General features: G+C 67.4%; 12 protein-coding genes. 3 read left to right on the forward strand and 9 right to left on the reverse strand.

Annotated features, from left to right (window positions below):
• Nucleotides 1–150: 150 nt before the first annotated feature.
• The gene (locus HB681_RS18015) at nucleotides 151–4,638 is read right to left on the reverse strand and encodes a response regulator (protein WP_213956239.1); all 4,488 of its coding nucleotides are present in this window, start codon (nucleotides 4,636–4,638) and stop codon (nucleotides 151–153) included.
• Between the two features lie 48 nt (nucleotides 4,639–4,686).
• Entirely contained in the window at nucleotides 4,687–5,850 is a 1,164-nt protein-coding gene (locus HB681_RS18020; RefSeq protein ID WP_218628250.1) for a two-component system response regulator, read from the reverse strand.
• Between the two features lie 137 nt (nucleotides 5,851–5,987).
• Between HB681_RS18020 and HB681_RS18025 the strand changes: the two genes are divergently transcribed.
• The gene (locus HB681_RS18025) at nucleotides 5,988–6,485 is read left to right on the forward strand and encodes an NAD(P)H-dependent oxidoreductase (RefSeq protein WP_213956240.1); all 498 of its coding nucleotides are present in this window, start codon (nucleotides 5,988–5,990) and stop codon (nucleotides 6,483–6,485) included.
• Nucleotides 6,486–6,493: 8 nt separating this feature from the next.
• Nucleotides 6,494–7,753, forward strand: a complete 1,260-nt coding sequence (locus tag HB681_RS18030; RefSeq protein WP_213956241.1) for an MFS transporter — start codon at nucleotides 6,494–6,496, stop codon at nucleotides 7,751–7,753.
• A gap of 53 nt (nucleotides 7,754–7,806) precedes the next feature.
• On the opposite strand, the gene HB681_RS18035 is transcribed toward HB681_RS18030, so the two are convergent.
• The 7 genes from HB681_RS18035 to dnaG all read right to left on the reverse strand — a co-directional run bounded on the left by HB681_RS18035 (nucleotide 7,807) and on the right by dnaG (nucleotide 16,819).
• Nucleotides 7,807–8,409, reverse strand: a complete 603-nt coding sequence (locus HB681_RS18035; protein ID WP_213956242.1) for a hypothetical protein — start codon at nucleotides 8,407–8,409, stop codon at nucleotides 7,807–7,809.
• Between the two features lie 84 nt (nucleotides 8,410–8,493).
• On the reverse strand, nucleotides 8,494–8,850 hold the full coding sequence (locus HB681_RS18040; RefSeq protein WP_213956243.1) for a hypothetical protein: 357 nt from the start codon (nucleotides 8,848–8,850) through the stop codon (nucleotides 8,494–8,496).
• A gap of 239 nt (nucleotides 8,851–9,089) precedes the next feature.
• The gene (locus HB681_RS18045; protein ID WP_213956244.1) at nucleotides 9,090–9,644 is read right to left on the reverse strand and encodes a VTT domain-containing protein; all 555 of its coding nucleotides are present in this window, start codon (nucleotides 9,642–9,644) and stop codon (nucleotides 9,090–9,092) included.
• A gap of 5 nt (nucleotides 9,645–9,649) precedes the next feature.
• Nucleotides 9,650–10,792 (reverse strand): HPP family protein, encoded by a 1,143-nt coding sequence (locus tag HB681_RS18050; RefSeq protein WP_213956245.1) that lies wholly within the window; start codon nucleotides 10,790–10,792, stop codon nucleotides 9,650–9,652.
• A gap of 3 nt (nucleotides 10,793–10,795) precedes the next feature.
• The gene (locus HB681_RS18055; RefSeq protein WP_213956246.1) at nucleotides 10,796–12,025 is read right to left on the reverse strand and encodes a multidrug effflux MFS transporter; all 1,230 of its coding nucleotides are present in this window, start codon (nucleotides 12,023–12,025) and stop codon (nucleotides 10,796–10,798) included.
• A 172-nt stretch (nucleotides 12,026–12,197) separates the two neighbouring features.
• Nucleotides 12,198–14,552 (reverse strand): RNA polymerase sigma factor RpoD, encoded by a 2,355-nt coding sequence (rpoD, locus tag HB681_RS18060; RefSeq protein WP_213956247.1) that lies wholly within the window; start codon nucleotides 14,550–14,552, stop codon nucleotides 12,198–12,200.
• Nucleotides 14,553–14,812: 260 nt separating this feature from the next.
• Entirely contained in the window at nucleotides 14,813–16,819 is a 2,007-nt protein-coding gene (gene dnaG, locus HB681_RS18065; protein ID WP_213956248.1) for a DNA primase, read from the reverse strand.
• A gap of 106 nt (nucleotides 16,820–16,925) precedes the next feature.
• Here dnaG and HB681_RS18070 point away from each other — a divergent pair, with 106 nt between their 5' ends.
• A complete protein-coding gene (locus HB681_RS18070; protein ID WP_256735006.1) occupies nucleotides 16,926–17,816 on the forward strand; it encodes a YihY/virulence factor BrkB family protein in 891 nt (296 codons plus the stop codon).
• The last annotated feature ends 1 nt before the right edge of the window (nucleotide 17,817 follow it).

Consider the following 17,817-nt stretch of genomic DNA (forward strand, 5'->3'; position numbering starts at 1 on the left):
AATCGCCGCCCTTGCGCGCAGCCGCCGGGGCGCACCAAGTAGCGACCGGGACGTTCGCTGCCGCGGCGTGTTGATCGCCGACCCGCAAGACGCGTCCGCCAGCCTGCGCCTGCTGGCCGACGATGGCAGCCGCACGGTGGACCTGCGCGCTTACGCGGAGCCCGCAGCCTGAGCTGAGGCCCGGGCAGGCCATCCGCTCTCCCAGGCCTCGAGCAAGCTCAGCGCCTCGTCGAAATCGAAGTCGTTGACCTTGCCGCCGACCCGGCGCACCGCGGCCCGGTGCGCCGGGTGCGCGGCCAGGGCCTTTTCAAGTTCGGCGGCAAGCTCCACCGCTGCCGGATCGCTGGCGACCAGCCGCTGCTTCAGCCGCTTGACCAGCGGTGCGAAGCTCCCCAGATCAAGCTCGATCGCCGGCCCCGTCGGCACGGATGCCGCCGCCGAGTCGAGTTGGCGCAGCCCCTCCATCACCGGCGTGAACTCACTCATCACCGCCGCCAGCGGTTCGTGCAGCGCATCGCCCCGAGGGCCCTGCTGGCAGGCGTCTTCGAGCGCAGCCGCGGCTTGGGCCAGCGCTGATGCACCGATATTGCCGGCAGTGCCCCGCAGCGTGTGGGCGACACGGGCCGGCGCCGCGGCGTCATCGCCCTTCAGCGCCTGCGCAAAAGCCTGCGGAAAAGCTGCCTGCGAGTCGCGGAACTTGACGAGCAGGCGGCGATAGAGATCGGCCTTGCCCTGGCACGTGGCCAGTCCGGCGGCCTGGTCGATTCCCGGCAGCGCCGGCAGCACCGGGAGCGCTTCGGCAGCTTGCGGCGCGACCGGGCCGCGGCCCGTCGCCTGTGCCGGCGGCGAGCCCTTTCCCGGGCGAATCCACTTCGCCATCGTCGCGAACATCGCCGCCACGTTCAGCGGCTTGGCAATGTGGTCGTTCATGCCGCTGGCCAACGCCTTGTCGCGATCGCCGACCATCGCGTTGGCCGTCATCGCAAGGATGGGCATGTCGCGGAAGCGGTCCTGCTCGCGCAGCTGGCGCGTGGCCGCGTAGCCGTCGAGCACGGGCATCTGGCAGTCCATCAGCACGCCGTCGAAGGCGGCGTCCTGGGCGAGCAGCGCCAGCGCCTGCGCGCCGTCGCCGGCGATGACCACCTCGATGCCGGCGCCTTCCAGCAGTTCCCGCGCCAGTTCCTGGTTCACGTCGTTGTCCTCCACCAGCAGAACCCGAGCACCGGCCAGTTGCGCCATGGCGCTGTAGCCGGGCGCCGCGTCGGGCGCGCTGCGGCGCTCGGCCCCCTGCGTCTTGCCGAGCGCCTCGCCGATCGCCTCCAGCAGCGTCGACGGCGTGACCGGCTTGTTCAGCACCAGCGGCAGGCTCACGGCGCGCCGATCGGCGGCCTCCTGCGCCTCGTGGCGGGCGAGGGCGGTGACCATGATCACCGCGGGCGGCCGGCCCGCTTGCCCCGGCGCGCCGGCGTGGATGCGCGCCGTGGCCTCGACGCCATCCATGCCTGGCATCTTCCAGTCCATCAACACCAGGTCGTAGGCGCGGTCCGTGCCTTCCGACGCAGCCACCAGCGCGACGGCCTCCTGCCCGCTGCGCGCGACATCCACCTCGAGCCCGAAGCTCCGGGCCATCTCCGACAGGATCTCGCGCGCGCTCGCGTTGTCGTCCACCACCAACGCACGGTGGCCCTGCAACTCGTCAGCCCTGAGCATGTGGCGCACTTGCGATGGCGACAGCGCCTGCAAGCCGAACTGCGCCGTGAAATGGAAAGTCGACCCCCGGCCCGCCTCGCTCTCGACCCAGATGCGCCCGCTCATCATCTCGACGATGTTCTTGGAGATGGTCAGGCCCAGCCCGGTGCCGCCGTAGCGGCGTGTGATCGAGCCGTCCGCCTGGCTGAAGGGCTGGAACATGCGCGTCATCTGCTCCGGCGTCATGCCGATGCCGGTGTCGCGCACCCGGAAGCGGAGCGCCACGCGGTCGTCGTGCAGCTCCTGCACCTGGACGCCGACGACGATCTCGCCCGCATCGGTGAACTTGACGGCGTTGTTGCCCAGGTTGATGAGCACCTGGCCGAGCCGCAGCCGGTCGCCGACCAGCGCGGTGGGCAAGCCGGCCGGCGTGCTGAACAGCAGCTCCAGGCCCTTGCCCTCGGCCTTCAGGCTCACCATGCTGGCGAAGTCGTCGAGCACCTCCTCGAGCCGGAACGGCGCCTCTTCCAGGCTCATCTTGCCGGCCTCGATCTTCGAGAAATCCAGGATGTCGTTGATGATGCCCAGCAGGCTCTCGGCGGCGCGGTTCACCTTCTCGATGTAGTTGCGCTGGCGCGCGTCCAGCCCGGTCTTCAATGCGAGGTGGCTCATGCCGATGATGGCGTTCATCGGCGTGCGGATCTCGTGGCTCATGTTGGCGAGGAAGTCGCTCTTCACGCGCGTGGCCTCCTCGGCAATTTCCAGGGCGCGCTGCGCCTCGGCCTCGGCGGCCTTGCGGTCGGTGATGTCGAAGTACCAGTTGCCGGCGATCGTCCGGCCGCCCGCGCGGACCCGGGTCGACGACACCAGCACATGGCGCAAGCTGCCGTCGCGCCGCCTGAAGGTGGCCTCGAAGTCGCGCACGATCTCGTTCGCCCCGACAAGCTCGATGAAGCGGGCCAACTCTTCGGGCTCCGCCCAGAACTTGACGCGATCAGCCCTGTACGTCACACGCTCGACGGGTTCGCCGAACACCTCCGCAAGCTTGTGGTTGGTGAACAGCAGCGCCTCGGTGTCGTCGTCCGCGATCAACAGGCCCGCCGGCGCTTGTTCGATGACCCGGCGGAAGCGCTCCTCCGTGTCGCGCACGGCTTCCTCGATCGCGCGGCGCGCGGTGATGTCTCGCACCGATGCGCACACGCAGACGCCCCTTGCGTCGATGGCCGGCAGTTGCGCGAGACCGATTTCCAGCGTGAAGCGGCTGCCGTCCTTGCGCTGCCCCTGCAGGTCCATCTGCGAGCTGCCCATCTGCCGCGTGAGGCCCTGCGTCATGAAGCCCGCGCGCAGGCCGGGGTGTTGCGCGCGGACGCCGGGTGGCACGAGGATCTCCATCGGCTGGCCGATCAGTTCGCCCTCGGGATAGCCGAAGAGGCGGTGCAGTTCGGGATTCGCGAGCACGATGCGGCCCTTGGCGTCGACGATGAGCATGCCGTCGGGCGCCGCCTCGACGATGCCCTGGTACCAGGCGCGGGTGGCCTGCAGCGAGGCTTGCTGGGCCTGCAGTTCGGCGGCCTGTTCCGCGAGCCGGTCGGCCTGGCCCCGGATCGACGCGGACTGCTCGCGCGTCTGGTCGAGCAGCTCCTGCACGGCCTGGTTGCGCTCGACGATCGTCAGGCTCATCGCCAGCTTGGGCAGCAGGTCGCGCAGCAGTGCGAGTTCCTTTTCTCCCGGTGCGATGCCGCTGATCAGTTCGATCACGCCCAGCAGGCGCGCGCCATGGAAGACCGGCGTGGCGGTGACCCAGCTGTGCGCCAACAGGTCGGAATGCGGATCACTGGACGGACTCTGCTCCACTTCGTCTGGCACCCTGCGCAGCTCGCGCGCCTCCTCGGCGCACCGGCCGGCAACCCCTTCGCCGAAGGCGAGGTGGTCGCTCGGCGGTCGGACCGGCACGATCGCATGCGCACCGATCAGTTCCAGTGCGCGCACCGGGGTATCGACGCGGTAGAGGGCGCCCCGCGTGACGTCGAGCAGCGGACCGATGCCGCGCAGGAAGCGCCGGGCCAGTTCGACCGGCGTTTCCGCCTGCTGCAATTCGGCCAGGATCAGCGCCTGGTGGTTCTTGTTCCACCGCTGCTCGTCCAGCTGTTGCAGCTCGGACTGCAACGTGGACACGGCCCGCGCGAGCTCGCCCACGTCGTTGGGCAGGTCGGTATGCGGCACCTGCTGGTGCAGCTGGCCGCGCGCCAGTGCATCGACCGACAGCCGAACGAGCGTATTCGGCCGGCGGATCGACGCCGCGATCATCCATGACCACAGCACCGTCAGTGCCAGACCGCCCAGCAGCAGCCCCAGGGACAGCGTCGCGTTGCGGCCGGCAAACCTGCGGATATCGTCGGCCGCCTGGTCGGCGCCTTGCTCCTTCTCGGCCGCGATCTGTGCGAGCAGGCCTTCTGCCTGCGCGGCCTGGAGCTCGATGGCGTCACCATCGACCAGGCTTCGCGCCTGTTCCGGTGATCCTCTGCGGGATACGGCGATCAGTTCTTCACTGGCGGTTTCCATCTGCGCCAGCAGCGCATTGAACTGTTCCAGCCGCTCGATGTTCTCGCGTCGCGACAGCGTGGGCCGGATCTGCGCGATCGCGGTGTGCAGCTGGTCGCGCCGGACTTCGAAGAGGTTCAGCAGGTCGTCCCGCTGCGCCGGAGTCGCCGCCCACATGGCATTGCGCAGGGTCAGGCGAAGCCACACGAGATGGATCTGTGCCTCCTTGGCGCGCGCCATGCCCACCACTTCCATCGACTGCAGGCGCTGGAAGTCGCGGTTGAAGAGCTGCTGCGTGAGCAGGCTCTGGACGCCCAGCGCGAGCGTCAGCAGCATCACCGACCCGAAGCCGAGCACCAGCTTGCGGCGCAGCGTGAGGCGTTCGAGCAATCGCAGCAGCTTGCGCATGGCTCGCGCTAGGGGCATGCGCCGGTAGGCGGCAGCGGCGCCATGTCCTCAGGCCGACTCGGCGATGAAGACCAGTGCCTCCATCTTCCGCGCGATGTCCTCGTCGGTGTCGGCGAAGCGCAGGGCGATCTGGCGGAAGTCGTCGGTGCGTGCAAGGAAGGCGTCGACGATGTCGGGGTCGAAGTGCGTGCCCCGGCCTTCCTCGATCAGCTGCACCGCTTCGTCGTGCGACATGCCGTCCTTGTAGACGCCCCGGCTGGTGAGCGTGTCGTAGGCGTCGGCCAGCGCCATGAGCCGCGCGGCGATCGGAATGGCGTCGCCGGCCAGGCCTTCGGGGTAGCCGCTCCCGTCCCACTTTTCCTGGTGGCTGTAGATGATGTCCTTGGCCACGCGCAGGAAGGCCACGTCGGTGCCGAGCTGGCGCTCGGCCTGCTCGATCGCGTCGCGACCCAGCGTGGTGTGGGTCTTCATGATCTCGAATTCCTCCGGGCTCAGCGTGCCCGGCGCGAGCAGGATGCGGTCCGGAATGCCGGCCTTGCCGATGTCGTGCAGCGGCGCCGACTTGAACAGCAGCGCGATCGTTGCATCGTCGAGGAAATGGCCGAAGCGCGGATGCTCGCGCAACTGCTCGGCGAGCACCCTGACGTCATGCTGCGTGCGGCGGATGTGGTTGCCGGTCTCGTTGTCGCGCGCCTCGGCCAGCGAGGCCATCGCCAGGATGGTGACGTCCTGGATCGCCGAGATCTCGCGCGTGCGCCGGGCCACCTCCTGCTCCAGGTAGTCCTTCTGGTCGCGCAGGAAGTCGGCGGCGGCCTTGATCTTCAGTTGCGTATCCACGCGCGCCAGCATCACGGGCGGTCGGATCGGCTTCGTGATGTAGTCGGCCGCGCCTATTTCGAGGCCGAGCGTCTCGTCCTTCTCGGAGGACAGCGCGGTCAGGAAGATGATCGGGATGTCGCGGGTCGTCGGGTCGGCCTTGAGCTGGCGCGCGACATCGTGGCCGGAGAGGCCAGGCATCATCACGTCGAGCAGGATCAGGTCGGGTGGCTCGCCGGCACGCACGATCTTCAGGGCCTTCTCGCCGCTGTTCGCCACCTTGACCGCGTATTGGTCCTTGAGCAGGTTGCTGAGCAGCATCAGGTTGTCCGGCGTGTCGTCGACCACGAGGATGGCCGGTCGACGGGCAATGTCTGGATCGAGATCGAGGCTCAACGCGGCGTCCTTGGTGGGAAAAGTGGTACTTATACGCCGTGATCCGGATTCGCCAAAGTCATTCGCGCGCAAACGTGAGGCTCGGGCCACGGGGGCGTGCAAGCGGGATGCGGCCGTTCGCACTATGCTGGCCGGCCATGACTTCGAAGACGCTGTTGATCGTCTACCACTCCATGACCGGCGGCTCCGAGCAGATGGCCCACGCGGCCGCCCAAGGTGCGCGTGAGGAAAGCGGCGTGCGCGTGCGCCTGCTGCGCGCATCGGAGGCCGGGCCCGAGGATGTGCTGGCCGCCGACGCCTACCTTTTCGCGACGCCGGAGAACCTGGCAGCGATGGCCGGCCTCATGAAGGATTTCTTCGACCGTTGCTACTACGCCGCACTCGACCGCCTCAATGGCCGGCCCTACCTCGCACTGGTCTGCGCCGGCAGCGACGGCCAGAACGCGTTGCGACAGCTGGAACGCATCGCCACCGGCTGGCGTTTGAAGCAGGTCGCGCCGACGCTCATCGTCTGCACGCATGCGCAGACGCCCGAAGCCATCCTGCGGCCCAAGCAGATCGGCGCCGCCGACCTTGCACAGTGCCGTGAACTCGGCGCCGCACTGTCCGCGGGCCTCGCGCTTGGCGTTTACTGATCCATTGAATGTCTGCCACTCCCAACAACACGCAGCCGCCAGCGCCATCTTTCGCAGCCTTGCGCCATCCCGGCTACCAGGCGCTCGTCGGCACCTACCTGCTGGCCATGATGGCCGACAACGTCGAGCACGTGATCAGCTACTGGATGGCCTTCCAGAAGTTCCAGTCGCCCGCGCTGGGCGGCTTCGCGGTGGTGTCGCACTGGCTGCCTTTCCTGCTGTTCTCGGTGCCGGTGGGTGCGCTGGCCGACCGGGTCGACCCGCGGCGGCTGATCCAGTGCGGCATGGCGCTGTTCATGACGGCGTCGGCCGGATGGGCGTACTTCTTCATCACCGACACGCTGCAGATGTGGCATGCGATGGTGCTGCTCATCATCCACGGCTGCGCCGGCGTGCTGTGGCAGGGCGCCACGCAACTGTTGCTGCATGACGTGGTGCCCTCGCGCGACCTGCCGAGCGGCGTGCGCCTGCTCGCGACCGCGCGCTACCTCGGCGTGCTGGTGGGTCCGGCAGTCGGCGGGCTCATCATGCTGACCATCGGGCCGCGCTACGGCCTGCTGCTCAACACCGTGTTCTTCCTGCCGGCCTTTCTCTGGCTGTGGCGTGCGCCGTACGGGCCGCGCTTTCGCAAGGGCGGTGGCGCGCCGCCGCGTGCGGTGCGCGGCCTGGCCGACATCCTCAAGACGATCCGCGAAGTGCGCTCCGATCCATCATTGGGTTCGATGATCCTGCTGGCGGGGCTGGCGTCCTTCTTCGTCGCCAACAGCTACCAGGCCCAGATGCCGGGCTTCGCGCGTGACCTCGGCCACGGCGACCCCGGCACCACCTACAGCATGCTGCTCGCAGCCGACGCCGCCGGTGCATTGTTGGCCGGCCTGCTGATGGAGAGTCGTGGTGGCCTGCTACGCCCGGCGCCTTCGACCGCGCTGGTGCTTTGCATGTGCTGGTGCCTGTCACTTGCAGGCTTTGCGGCGACCGGCTCGTATCCGCTGGCGCTGCTGCTGCTGTTCGCGGCGGGCGTCTTCGAGTTGTCCTTCAGTTCGATGGCGCAGACGCTGGTGCAATTGAACGCCCCGGCCGCGTCGCGTGGTCGCGTGATCGGGCTGTTTAACATGTCGGCGCTGGGGCTGCGCGCGTTTGCAGGCATCACGGTGGGATTGGGCGGCAGCGCGGTCGGCATCCATGCATCGCTGGCGGGCGCGGCGCTGACCCTGCTGGCCATCCTCGCCCTGCTGCGCCTGTGGCTGGCGCGGCGGGCCAGGGCTTGAAAGCAGCGTTCCACGGCATTCGATTCATCGTGAAATGAAGCCCCCCGCGAGGCTCAATCCGCAGTGAAGCGCGTCGCACTCACCGTGCCGGTGATGTGCACGATCAGTGTTGTTTCGTCAGGCGCGTATTGGTCGATCGTGAAGGTGCCCGCGTAGCTGTTCTTCGAGCGGCTGAGCGTCACCGTCTGTTGCATGATCGCCGGGCCAACAAATGCTGCGGGTACCACGGGCGGCGCGGAATCACTGCTGCTGTAGGCGAGCGCAATATGTTTCAGCTTGTAGGTAGAGCCGCCGGTCTGTTCCCATGCCCCCATGCAGACGTCGCCGGTACTCGGCGCACGGCCGCCGGAAATCATGAACTCGGTGCCGTCGCTGTGCCACTGCACCGTCGCGAAATCGACCTGGGTGTGAGCGGCGTCGTCTGCGAAGAAGCTGACTTTCCACATGCCGACGATATTCGTGGCGGAGGGCGGTGGCCTCCTGCCCTCATGCGCCTGCATCGAGGACGGGCTCCAGCTCGGTGGCAGTGACGACGGCCCGGTGTACATGCCACAGCCGGCGGCGGCCTCGCTGGCCGCTGTCGCCCCGGCGATGCCCAGGCCAAGCACGACCAGGTAGCTGCCCATGGAACGCCGCAAGATCGATCTTCCGTTCATGATGAATCCCTTCAGGTGGTTACGTACGGGGCCGCAGGCTTCGTGAGTTCACTGTCCTGCGGCGGAGGGCCGGGCTGCACAGCTTCAGATGCGCAGGAGCAGCCAGACGAATGCGACAGCGCTGGCCACGCTTGCGGCCAGCGTCATCGTCAAATCGGGACCACCTTTGCTCGGCATTCGCGCAGCGGATGGATATTCCTGGTAGGTGAACAGGCCGGAGGAGAACGGGCTGTAGATGGCCTCGCCGCGGGACTCAGGTTCGGCTTGCGACGCTTGCTGGCTGGCGGACAAGAGCTGCACGCCGGCAGTCCCTTCGTCATCCACCGCCGTCGCCACGGGCAGATCGATCTCTGCACCCTGTTCCTTGGCGCGCGATGGAATGCAGGTGACGCTTGCAAGGGCCAGGACGACGGCACCCGTCCAATGAGAAGGCGCTTTCATGCTGGCTCCTTGAAAACAATCCACCGTGGAAGTGCGGTGCACCACCATAGGTCCCTGCCCCCGGATCGCCACGAAGGGGAGACGATGAACTGCCGATCAATCGCCGAGAAAGCGGCCAGGAAGGGACGCGTCTGATCGAGGGATTGCGCTGGGCGGGCCTGCCGGAGCGACAGGACAACCGGCGCGAGCCTGTCCCTACCACGCGACTTGCAGGCTCAGCCAGCGCGCTCTGATGTGACCTACCGCCGAACCCGCCACTGCCGCAGCATCGCCAGGGTCAGCGCGATCGCCAGCGTCCCGAACACGATCACATGCTCGTGATGCTGCACCTTGCTCATCAACGAATGCACCACGCCTGCGATGTTGACGCCGAACAGTGCGATGACCGTCGCCCACAGCGCCGCAGCGACGGCGTCCAGCGCGACGTACGCCGCGACCGGCATCTTGCCCATGCCCAGCGCCGCCGGCATCACCACGCGGAAGCCCCAGGCAAAGCGCATGAGGAAGATCGTCGCGACCGGATGGCGCTCGATGAAGCCTTGCACGCGCGCAAGATGCGCCGCCAGCTTCGGGCGCGTGGCCATCAGTTCGGCGCCCTTGCGCCGGCCCACCTGGAAATAGAACTGGTCCGTGCAGAAGGCTGCCAGTGCGCCGACAGCGATCAAGGGCAGCATCGACAAGTACCCCTGGTGCACCGCATAGGCGCCCAGCATCAGGATCGTCTCCCCCTCGAACATCCCGATGAAGAAGACCGCGTAATAGCCGTAGTGTTCGAGAAGTTGGTGAGGGTGCATGCGCTTCAGCCTCCAGGGCGCACGGCGCGGTAGAGCGCACGCACGAAGTCGGACTGCGTGATCATGCCCACCAGGCGCTGCCCGCCGTCGATGATCGGTATGTGGTGGTGGCCCGCATCCGAGAACAGCGGCACCAGGTCCAGCGCCGGCCGGTCGTCGGTCGCCACGCGCACCTGCTTCGTCATGATCTGCCCCACGACCTCCGCCTTGCTCGACGTCACGCCGGGCGAGGGCCGCAGGAAACTGCGCAGCCGCGCGCCCAGGCCCTGGTGCAGCCGCAGGTCGATGTGCCGGAAGAAGTCGGCCTGCGTGACGATGCCCACCACGCGCCGCGTGCGGTCCGTCACCGGCAGCGCCTTGACGTGCCGCTGCTGCATCACCTGCCAGGCTTCCTGCAGCGAGGTGCCGAACTCCACCGTCATGGGCTCACGCGACATGATGTCGGCGCAGCGCAACTCGCCCATGCGGCGGCGGAAGGACTCGACCTCGGTCTGCTGGATCAGCGACTCGAGGTCGTCGCGACTGATGTCCAGCACCTGGTTGTAGCGGGCCAGCACCGCGTCCACGTCAGCCGAACTGAAGCGCGCATCGGCCGGCGGCGTGGCAGGCGCGGACTGGATGTGCGGATAGCGTCGCCCGGTCAGCGTGTTGTAGGCCACGCCGGCCAGCACCAGCAGCACCGAATTGGCCATCGCCGGAAACAGCGCGAAGGAAAACGACGTGGTGTGCGTCAGCACCACCAGCAAGGCCATCGCGCCGCCGGGCGGATGCAGGCAGCGCAGCGAGAACATGAGCCCGATGGCGAGCGCGGTTGCCAGGGCGCCCGCGAGGGCGGGGTCGGGCAGCAGGTTGGCGCAGGCAATGCCGACCAGCGCCGACACGGTGTTGCCGCCGATGGCCGACCACGGTTGCGCCAACGGACTCGCCGGCACCGCGAACACCAGCACCGCGCTCGCGCCCAGCGGCGCAACCAGCCAGATGGCGCCAAGGTCCGCGAACGCACGACACACCAGTCCTGTGAGCAGAAGGCCCAGCAGGGCGCCAGCCACGGCGCGCAAGCGCTCCTTCGAATCGACACGCGCACGCGCAGGCAGCCACGCGCGCAGCGCGGTGCGAAGCGAGGCCGTGCGCGCTTCAGTCCCCGCCATGGCTCAGGCGGCGACCATCCGGCCGATCTCCGGCCAGCGCCGGTGCAGCCAGAGCCAGGCCACGAGCCCCACACACAGCATCAGCATCGAGGACACCGCCAGCGCCACAGTCGAGTGCATGACGAGCGGCGCGATCACGCCCGCCACGACGCCATTGGCCGTGGAGCCGATCACCGCCTGCAGCGACGAGGCCATGCCGCGACGCTCGGGGTGCAGGTCCAGCACCAGCAGCGTCACGCCCGGCACCATCAGCGCCCAGCCGAAGGCGAAGATGCCTATCGGCCACAGCGCCCACCAGACGTTCGGCGTAAACAGCAGGTTGGCAGCCACGTTGACGATCGAGGTCACGACCATGATCAGGAAGCCGTCGCGGATCTGCCGCTTGGGCGCGACACGGCCCGCCATGCGGCCGCTGGCGCGCGCCCCGGCCATGATGCCGCCGATGGTCATGAGGAAGAACCAGAAGAACTGCGTCGGCGCCAGCGCGAGGTGGTCGCCCAGGAAGGCCGGCGCCGACAGCACGTAGAGGAACATGCCGTTGAAGGGCACGCCGCTCGCCAGCGCGAGCAGCAGGAAGCGCGGGTCCGAGCACAGGTCCCAGTAGCCGCGCATCAGGTGCCGCACATGGAACGATTGCCGATGGTCCGGGTGCAGCGTCTCGGGCAACAGCTTCCAGTTGGCCACGAACAGCACCACGCCCACGCCGACCAGGAACCAGAAGATGCTGTGCCAGCCCAGGTGCACGAACAGGAAGCCGCCCACGATCGGCGCGATCGCCGGCGCCACGCCGAAATAGATCGTCACCTGCGCCATCACCTTCTGCGCATCCGCCGGCGGGAACATGTCGCGGATCACCGCGCGCGACACCACGATGCCCGCGCCCGTCGACAGGCCCTGCAGCGTCCGGAACAGCACCAGCTGCCCGATGGTCTGCGACAACGCGCAACCCAGCGACGCCAGCGTGAACACCGCCAGCCCGCCCAGCACCACCGGCCGCCGGCCGAAGCTGTCCGACAGCGCGCCGTGGAAAAGGTTCATGAACGCAAAGCCGAACAGGTAGCCCGACAGCGTCTGCTGCATCTCCGCGGGCGTTGCGCCGATGGTGCTCGCGATCCCCGAGAAGGCCGGGATGTAGGTGTCGATCGAGAACGGCCCGAGCATGCCCAGCACGGCCAGCAACACCGCCAGGGCCCAGCGTGGCGCTTTCCAGAGGGTGTCGGCGTTGGGATTCATGGGGGAGGCTATTGTTCAGGAAAAACAAAAAAGCGGACTTCCGGACGCAAAGGTCGCGAAGTTTCCGCGAAGGACGCGAAAGAAGCCAAGAAGAATTTGGCTGTTCTTTCGCGACCTTTGCGTATCTTCGCGTCCTTCGCGGCCGGTCAAGTCCGCTTTCGACGGCGTGTGCTTACAGCGTATCGATGAACGAGCGCAGCTTGTCCGAACGCGACGGGTGCTTGAGCTTGCGCAGCGCCTTCGCCTCGATCTGGCGGATGCGCTCGCGCGTCACGTCGAACTGCTTGCCGACTTCTTCCAGCGTGTGGTCGGTCGACATCTCGATGCCGAAGCGCATCCGCAGCACCTTGGCTTCGCGCGGCGTCAGCGAGTCGAGGATGTCCTTGACCACGTCGCGGAGACCCGCCTGCATCGCGGCCTCGATCGGCGCCGTGTTGCTGCTGTCCTCGATGAAGTCGCCCAGGTGCGAATCGTCGTCGTCACCGATCGGCGTTTCCATGGAGATCGGCTCCTTGGCGATCTTCATGATCTTGCGGATCTTGTCTTCCGGGATCTCCATCTTCGCGGCCAGGATGCCGGCGTCCGGCTCAAAGCCGAATTCCTGCAAATGCTGGCGCGAGATGCGGTTCATCTTGTTGATCGTCTCGATCATGTGCACCGGGATGCGGATGGTGCGTGCCTGGTCGGCGATCGAGCGGGTGATCGCCTGGCGGATCCACCACGTCGCATAGGTCGAGAACTTGTAGCCGCGACGGTATTCGAACTTGTCCACCGCCTTCATCAGGCCGATGTTGCCTTCCTGGATCAGGTCGAGGAACTGCAGGCCGCGATTGGTGTACTTCTTGGCGATGGAGATCACGAGGCGCAGGTTGGCCTCGATCATTTCCTTCTTGGCATCGCGCGAGGACGATTCGCCCTCGTTCATGCGCTTGTTGATGTCCTTGAGCTGCGTCAGCGGCACCACCACGCGCGACTGGATGTCGGCCAGCTTCTGCTGCAGTTCCTGCACCGGCGGGATGTTGCGCGCGAGCACGGCGCTCCACGGCTTGCCGGAGGCGGCCTGCTTCTCGACCCATTTCTGGTTCAGCAGGTTGGACGGGACCTTGTGGCCGTGCTTGTCGAGGCCGCTGAAGTCGCGGATGAACTCTTCCTGCGGGAAGCCGCACTTGTCCACGATGATGCGGCGCAGCTCGCGTTCCTTCTTGCGCACGTCGTCGACCTGCGTGCGGACCATGTCGCACAGCTTCTCGATGGTGCGGGCGGTGAAGCGGATGGTCATCAGCTCGTCCGACAGGGCACGCTGCGCCTTGTCGTAGGCCGGCGTGCCGTAGCCTTCCTTGTCGTAGATCTTGTGGACCTTCTCGAACAGCTCGGCCATGCGGTCGAAGCGCCCCAGCGCGTCGCGCTTGAGTTCTTCGAGCTTCTTGGTCAGGGCCTTGGAGCCGCCGTTGCCGTCGTCGTCGTCTTCCGCGTCGAACTCGTCGAAGTCTTCCTCGGCCACGTAGTCGTCGGCTTCATTGGGGTTGGAGAAGCCGTCGACGATGGTCGAGATGACGACCTTGCCTTCGCGGATCTCATTGCCCAGGCGCAGGATCTCGGCGATGGTGGCGGGCGACGCCGAGATCGCTTCCATCATGGCCATCAGGCCGCCTTCGATGCGCTTGGCGATCTCGATTTCGCCTTCGCGCGTCAGCAGCTCGACCGTGCCCATTTCGCGCATGTACATGCGGACCGGGTCGGTGGTCCGGCCGAATTCGCTGTCCACGGTGGAAAGTGCCGCTTCGGCTTCTTCCTCGGCTTCCTCGACGGTGGTGGCGGTGGGGGCCGTGTTGTTCAGCAGCAGCGTCTCGGCGTCCGGCGTCTGCTCGTACACCGCCACGCCGAGGTCGTTCAGCATCGTGACCACGACTTCCATGGTCTCGGCGTCGACCAGCTTGTCGGGCAAGTGGTCGGAGATTTCGCCCTGCGTCAGGTAGCCGCGCGTCTTGCCCAGCGTGATCAGCGTCTTCAGGCGCTGGCGGCGCTTGGCCATGTCTTCCTCGGAGAGCACGGTCTCGTCGAGGCCGAACTCCTTCATCAAGGCGCGTTCCTTCGCCTTGCTGATCTTCATGCGCAGCGGCTTGACCTTTTCCTCGGTCGAGGCGACGACCGGCTCACCCGCCAGGTCGTCCTCGATGTCCGACATGTCGATGTCGCTCGCCGGCGCGTCGTCCTTCCCCTTCGCCTTGGGCTTGCGGCCGCGCTTGGCGCCGGTGGTGGCGGGGGCGGCATCGCCGGCCGCAGCGGCGGCCTTGGGCGGGCGGCCGACCTTGCGCGGGGCAGCTGCAGCGGCAGGCGCGGCGGCCACGGCGGTGGCGGCTGCGGCAGGTTTCTTGAGTTCAGCGGTGGCGGGCGATTTCGTGGAGGTCACAGGTTTGGCTTTCGTGGCAGTCGGGGCGACGGTCGCCTTGGGGGCGGCAGTGGCCTTCAACGGCTTCGCCGCGACGGGTTTGGTGGCTGACACGGCAGGCTTCTTGGAGCTGGGCATACGACCTCGTGGATCAAGAATGAACAAGCGGAATCACTGAGCCAAACAGGGTTTGGCTGCGCCTACCCGGCGCGGGCATACAGAAACGGAGAGGAATCTCTCCAGACGGCAAGATGTCGGGCGAACATTTGGTGTGCAGTCCTTGCGGTGTATTGACCCTTTTCCCGTTGGGAAGTGCATTGCGCGTGGGGTCGGCCCGGAGGTGCTGCTGTCGCTCTTGCCGTACAGACAGCCTTAGATTATAGCTTGACAACCAGAATTCAAGAGGTATTACGTGCGGGAGAAAGGCGCAATTGCAGCTCGCGTCGGCGTGCCTGCAACGCCCGGTAGCGGTCGATGGCGCCCGGGTCGGTGCCCGCGGCGGCAATGGCCTCCGTTTCCTGGGCCTTGAGGTGGTCGTCGAGGATGTAGTCGAGCACGTTGCGCAGTTCGGCCGCGGCTTCCGCCGCCGCCGGGTCGGCCCCGACATCGATCGGCGCGCCATCCGGGCCGGTCATGACCTTGCTCGCCAGCGCCTCGAACGGCAGTTCGCGCATGCCTTCGCGCAGCGCGGCCCAGGGCTGCGCACCATGCTCGTGCACCTGGCTGTCGAGCCACGCAAAAAGCTGGCCGTGCATGCCCGGCAGGTCGCAGAGGATGCCGTGCATCTCCTGACTGAGCGCCTCCCAGGCGCTGGTGTTCGACAGCAGCAGGCGGACCGCGACGTCCGAGCGGCCGATGGGCAGGGACCGGCCGCGCGGCGCCGAATCCGCGGCGGACTTGTCGCGGCCCCAGCGGCTGCCTTTCTCCCAGTTGCCCTTTTCCCATTTCTTCTTGAACGGGCGCTTGCCGCCGCCATCGCCCCCGCCGCCCCCTCCGCTCTCGCCCGGGCCGTAGTCGGGCGACCAGGAAGGCTCCCAGTCGCCATCCGGCATGGGCGGCCCGTCGTCCATCGCTTGCGGCGGCGGCGACCCGCGCCGGGGTGGCGCGGCCGGCTTCCAGAGGTCGGTCAGAGCCTGCGAGCCGAGCTGCACCAGCCCCGCGATCTCTTCCAGCAGTTGCCGCTTCAGCGCGCCGTCGGGCATGGCCGTCCAGAGCGGACGCACATTGCTGGTCATGCGGGCGCGGCCCTCCGCCGTGCCCAGGTCGCAGCCGTCGCGCGCCGCGTCCAGCATGAAGCGGCTGAGCGGCGTCGCCTCGCCGACGAAGCGGGAAAACGCTTCGGCGCCGTGTTCGCGGATGAAGCTGTCCGGATCGTGCTCCGCCGGCAGGAACAGGAACTTGATGCTGCGCACGTCGGTGGCAAAGGGCAGGGCGCCATCGAGCGCCTTGCGCGCCGCCCGCCGGCCCGCACCATCGCCGTCGAAGCTGAAAACCACCGAATCGGTGAAGCGGAACAGCTTCTGGACATGTTCCGGCGTGCAGGCCGTGCCCAGCGTGGCCACCGCATTCGGAAAACCCAGCTGCGCCAACGCCACCACGTCCATGTAGCCTTCCGTGACCAGCACGTAGCCCTTGTCGCGCAGCGCCGCGCGGGCCTCGAACAGGCCGTACAACTCGCGCCCCTTGCTGAACACGGGCGTCTCCGGCGAATTGAGGTACTTGGGCTTCTCGTCGCCGAGCACGCGCCCGCCGAAGCCGATGCATTCCCCCTTGACGTTGCGGATCGGGAACATCACCCGGTCGCGGAAGCGGTCGTAGCGCTTGTCCTCGCCGTCCTCGCCGGTGATCACCAGCCCGGATTCGGCCAGCAGCGGGTTGTCGTATTCGGGAAACACGCTGGCCAGCGTGCGCCAGCCGGGCGGGGCGTACCCGATGCCGTATTGCCTGGCCACCTCGCCGGAGACGCCGCGGCCTTTCAGGTAGTTGACGGCGGTGTCCGAGTCGCGCAGGTGCTTGCGGTAGGCGTCGCCGGCTTTTTCAAGCACTTCCGTCAGCGTGGCCTGCTTCTGGCGCTGCCCGGCGGCGCGGGCGCGTTCCTCGGGCGAGGCGTCGTCTTCCGGTACCTGAAGGCCGTACTGGCCAGCCAGGTCGTGCACCGCCTCGACGAAACCCATGCCCGCATGCTCCATCAGGAAGCCGATGGCGTTGCCGTGCACGCCGCAACCGAAGCAGTGATAGAACTGCTTGGTCGGGCTGACGGAGAAGGAGGGCGACTTCTCGCTGTGGAAGGGGCACAGGCCGGAGAAATTCGCGCCGGTCTTCTTCAACTGCACATAGCGGCCGACGATTTCCACCACGTCGGCGCGCGCGATCAGTTCCTGGATGAAAGAAGCGGGGATGGTCATGTAGGCGGGGAGCGGCAGATGATACGCAAGGCTTCTGGCCTGCGTCCGGCGGCGGCATACTGCACCGACGATGCTGCGCAACCCGCTCGCCAACGCCCCCCCGTTCATGCGCCACCCGCTGCGCTTCGCGTGGGGCGCGCTCAAGGCCTTCAAGGCGAACCAGGGCCTGCTGCTGGCCGGCGCGGTCGCCTACTACGCGCTGCTGTCGATCGTGCCGCTGCTGATCGTCATCGTGATGGCGATGTCGCACTTCATCGGCGAGCACGAGCTGCTGGGCACCATCGGGCGCTACCTGGAATGGCTGCTGCCCGGGCAGTCCAGGGCGATCGTCACGGAGTTGTCGAACTTCCTGGACCACCGCGACGTGCTGGGGCCGGTGTTGCTGATCACGATGATCTTCTTCAGTTCGCTGGCATTCACCGTGCTCGAAAGCGCCATGGCGGTGATCTTTCACCATCGCAAGGAACTGCACCGGCGGCATGCGCTGCTGTCGCTGGTGATGCCGTACCTCTACATCCTGAGCCTGTGCGTGGGGCTGGTGCTGGTGACGCTGGTGGCGGGCGCGCTGCAGCTGATCGGGCAGGAAAGCGTCGAGTTGCTGGGGCACAGCTGGTCGCTCTCGGGCGTCTCGGGGCTGTTGCTGTACCTGCTGGGGCTGGCGGGCGAGATCTTCATGCTGACCTCGCTCTACCTGGTGATGCCGGTCGGGCGGCTGTCATGGCGCCATGCGCTGCTGGGCGGCGTGACGGCGGCGCTGCTGTGGGAAGTGACACGCCGGGTGCTGATCTGGTACTTCACGAGCCTGTCGCAGGTGAACGTGGTGTATGGGTCGCTGACCACGGCCATCGTGGTGCTGCTGAGCCTGGAGATCGCCGCCACGCTGGTGCTGTTCGGGGCGCAGGTGATTGCGGAGTACGAGCGGCTGGAGCGGGCGCATCGCGTGCGGCATGCCAAGCCCGGAAAGGCCGGGCCCTGGCAGCCGCCTGGCCGGCACTGAG

The sequence above is a fragment of the Variovorax sp. dw_954 genome (assembly GCF_018449755.1).
Classification (GTDB): domain Bacteria; phylum Pseudomonadota; class Gammaproteobacteria; order Burkholderiales; family Burkholderiaceae_C; genus Variovorax.

What these genes read in the sequence shown, in the direction of transcription:
- HB681_RS18015 (WP_213956239.1), bottom strand. Translation starts at nt 4,638, where the DNA reads ATGCGCAAGCTGCTGCGATTGCTCGAACGCCTCACGCTGCGCCGCAAG.
- HB681_RS18025 (WP_213956240.1), top strand. Translation starts at nt 5,988, where the DNA reads ATGACTTCGAAGACGCTGTTGATCGTCTACCACTCCATGACCGGCGGC.
- HB681_RS18030 (WP_213956241.1), top strand. Translation starts at nt 6,494, where the DNA reads ATGTCTGCCACTCCCAACAACACGCAGCCGCCAGCGCCATCTTTCGCA.
- HB681_RS18035 (WP_213956242.1), bottom strand. Translation starts at nt 8,409, where the DNA reads ATGAACGGAAGATCGATCTTGCGGCGTTCCATGGGCAGCTACCTGGTC.
- HB681_RS18040 (WP_213956243.1), bottom strand. Translation starts at nt 8,850, where the DNA reads ATGAAAGCGCCTTCTCATTGGACGGGTGCCGTCGTCCTGGCCCTTGCA.
- HB681_RS18045 (WP_213956244.1), bottom strand. Translation starts at nt 9,644, where the DNA reads ATGCACCCTCACCAACTTCTCGAACACTACGGCTATTACGCGGTCTTC.
- HB681_RS18050 (WP_213956245.1), bottom strand. Translation starts at nt 10,792, where the DNA reads ATGGCGGGGACTGAAGCGCGCACGGCCTCGCTTCGCACCGCGCTGCGC.
- HB681_RS18055 (WP_213956246.1), bottom strand. Translation starts at nt 12,025, where the DNA reads ATGAATCCCAACGCCGACACCCTCTGGAAAGCGCCACGCTGGGCCCTG.
- rpoD (WP_213956247.1), bottom strand. Translation starts at nt 14,552, where the DNA reads ATGCCCAGCTCCAAGAAGCCTGCCGTGTCAGCCACCAAACCCGTCGCG.
- dnaG (WP_213956248.1), bottom strand. Translation starts at nt 16,819, where the DNA reads ATGACCATCCCCGCTTCTTTCATCCAGGAACTGATCGCGCGCGCCGAC.
- HB681_RS18070 (WP_256735006.1), top strand. Translation starts at nt 16,926, where the DNA reads ATGCGCCACCCGCTGCGCTTCGCGTGGGGCGCGCTCAAGGCCTTCAAG.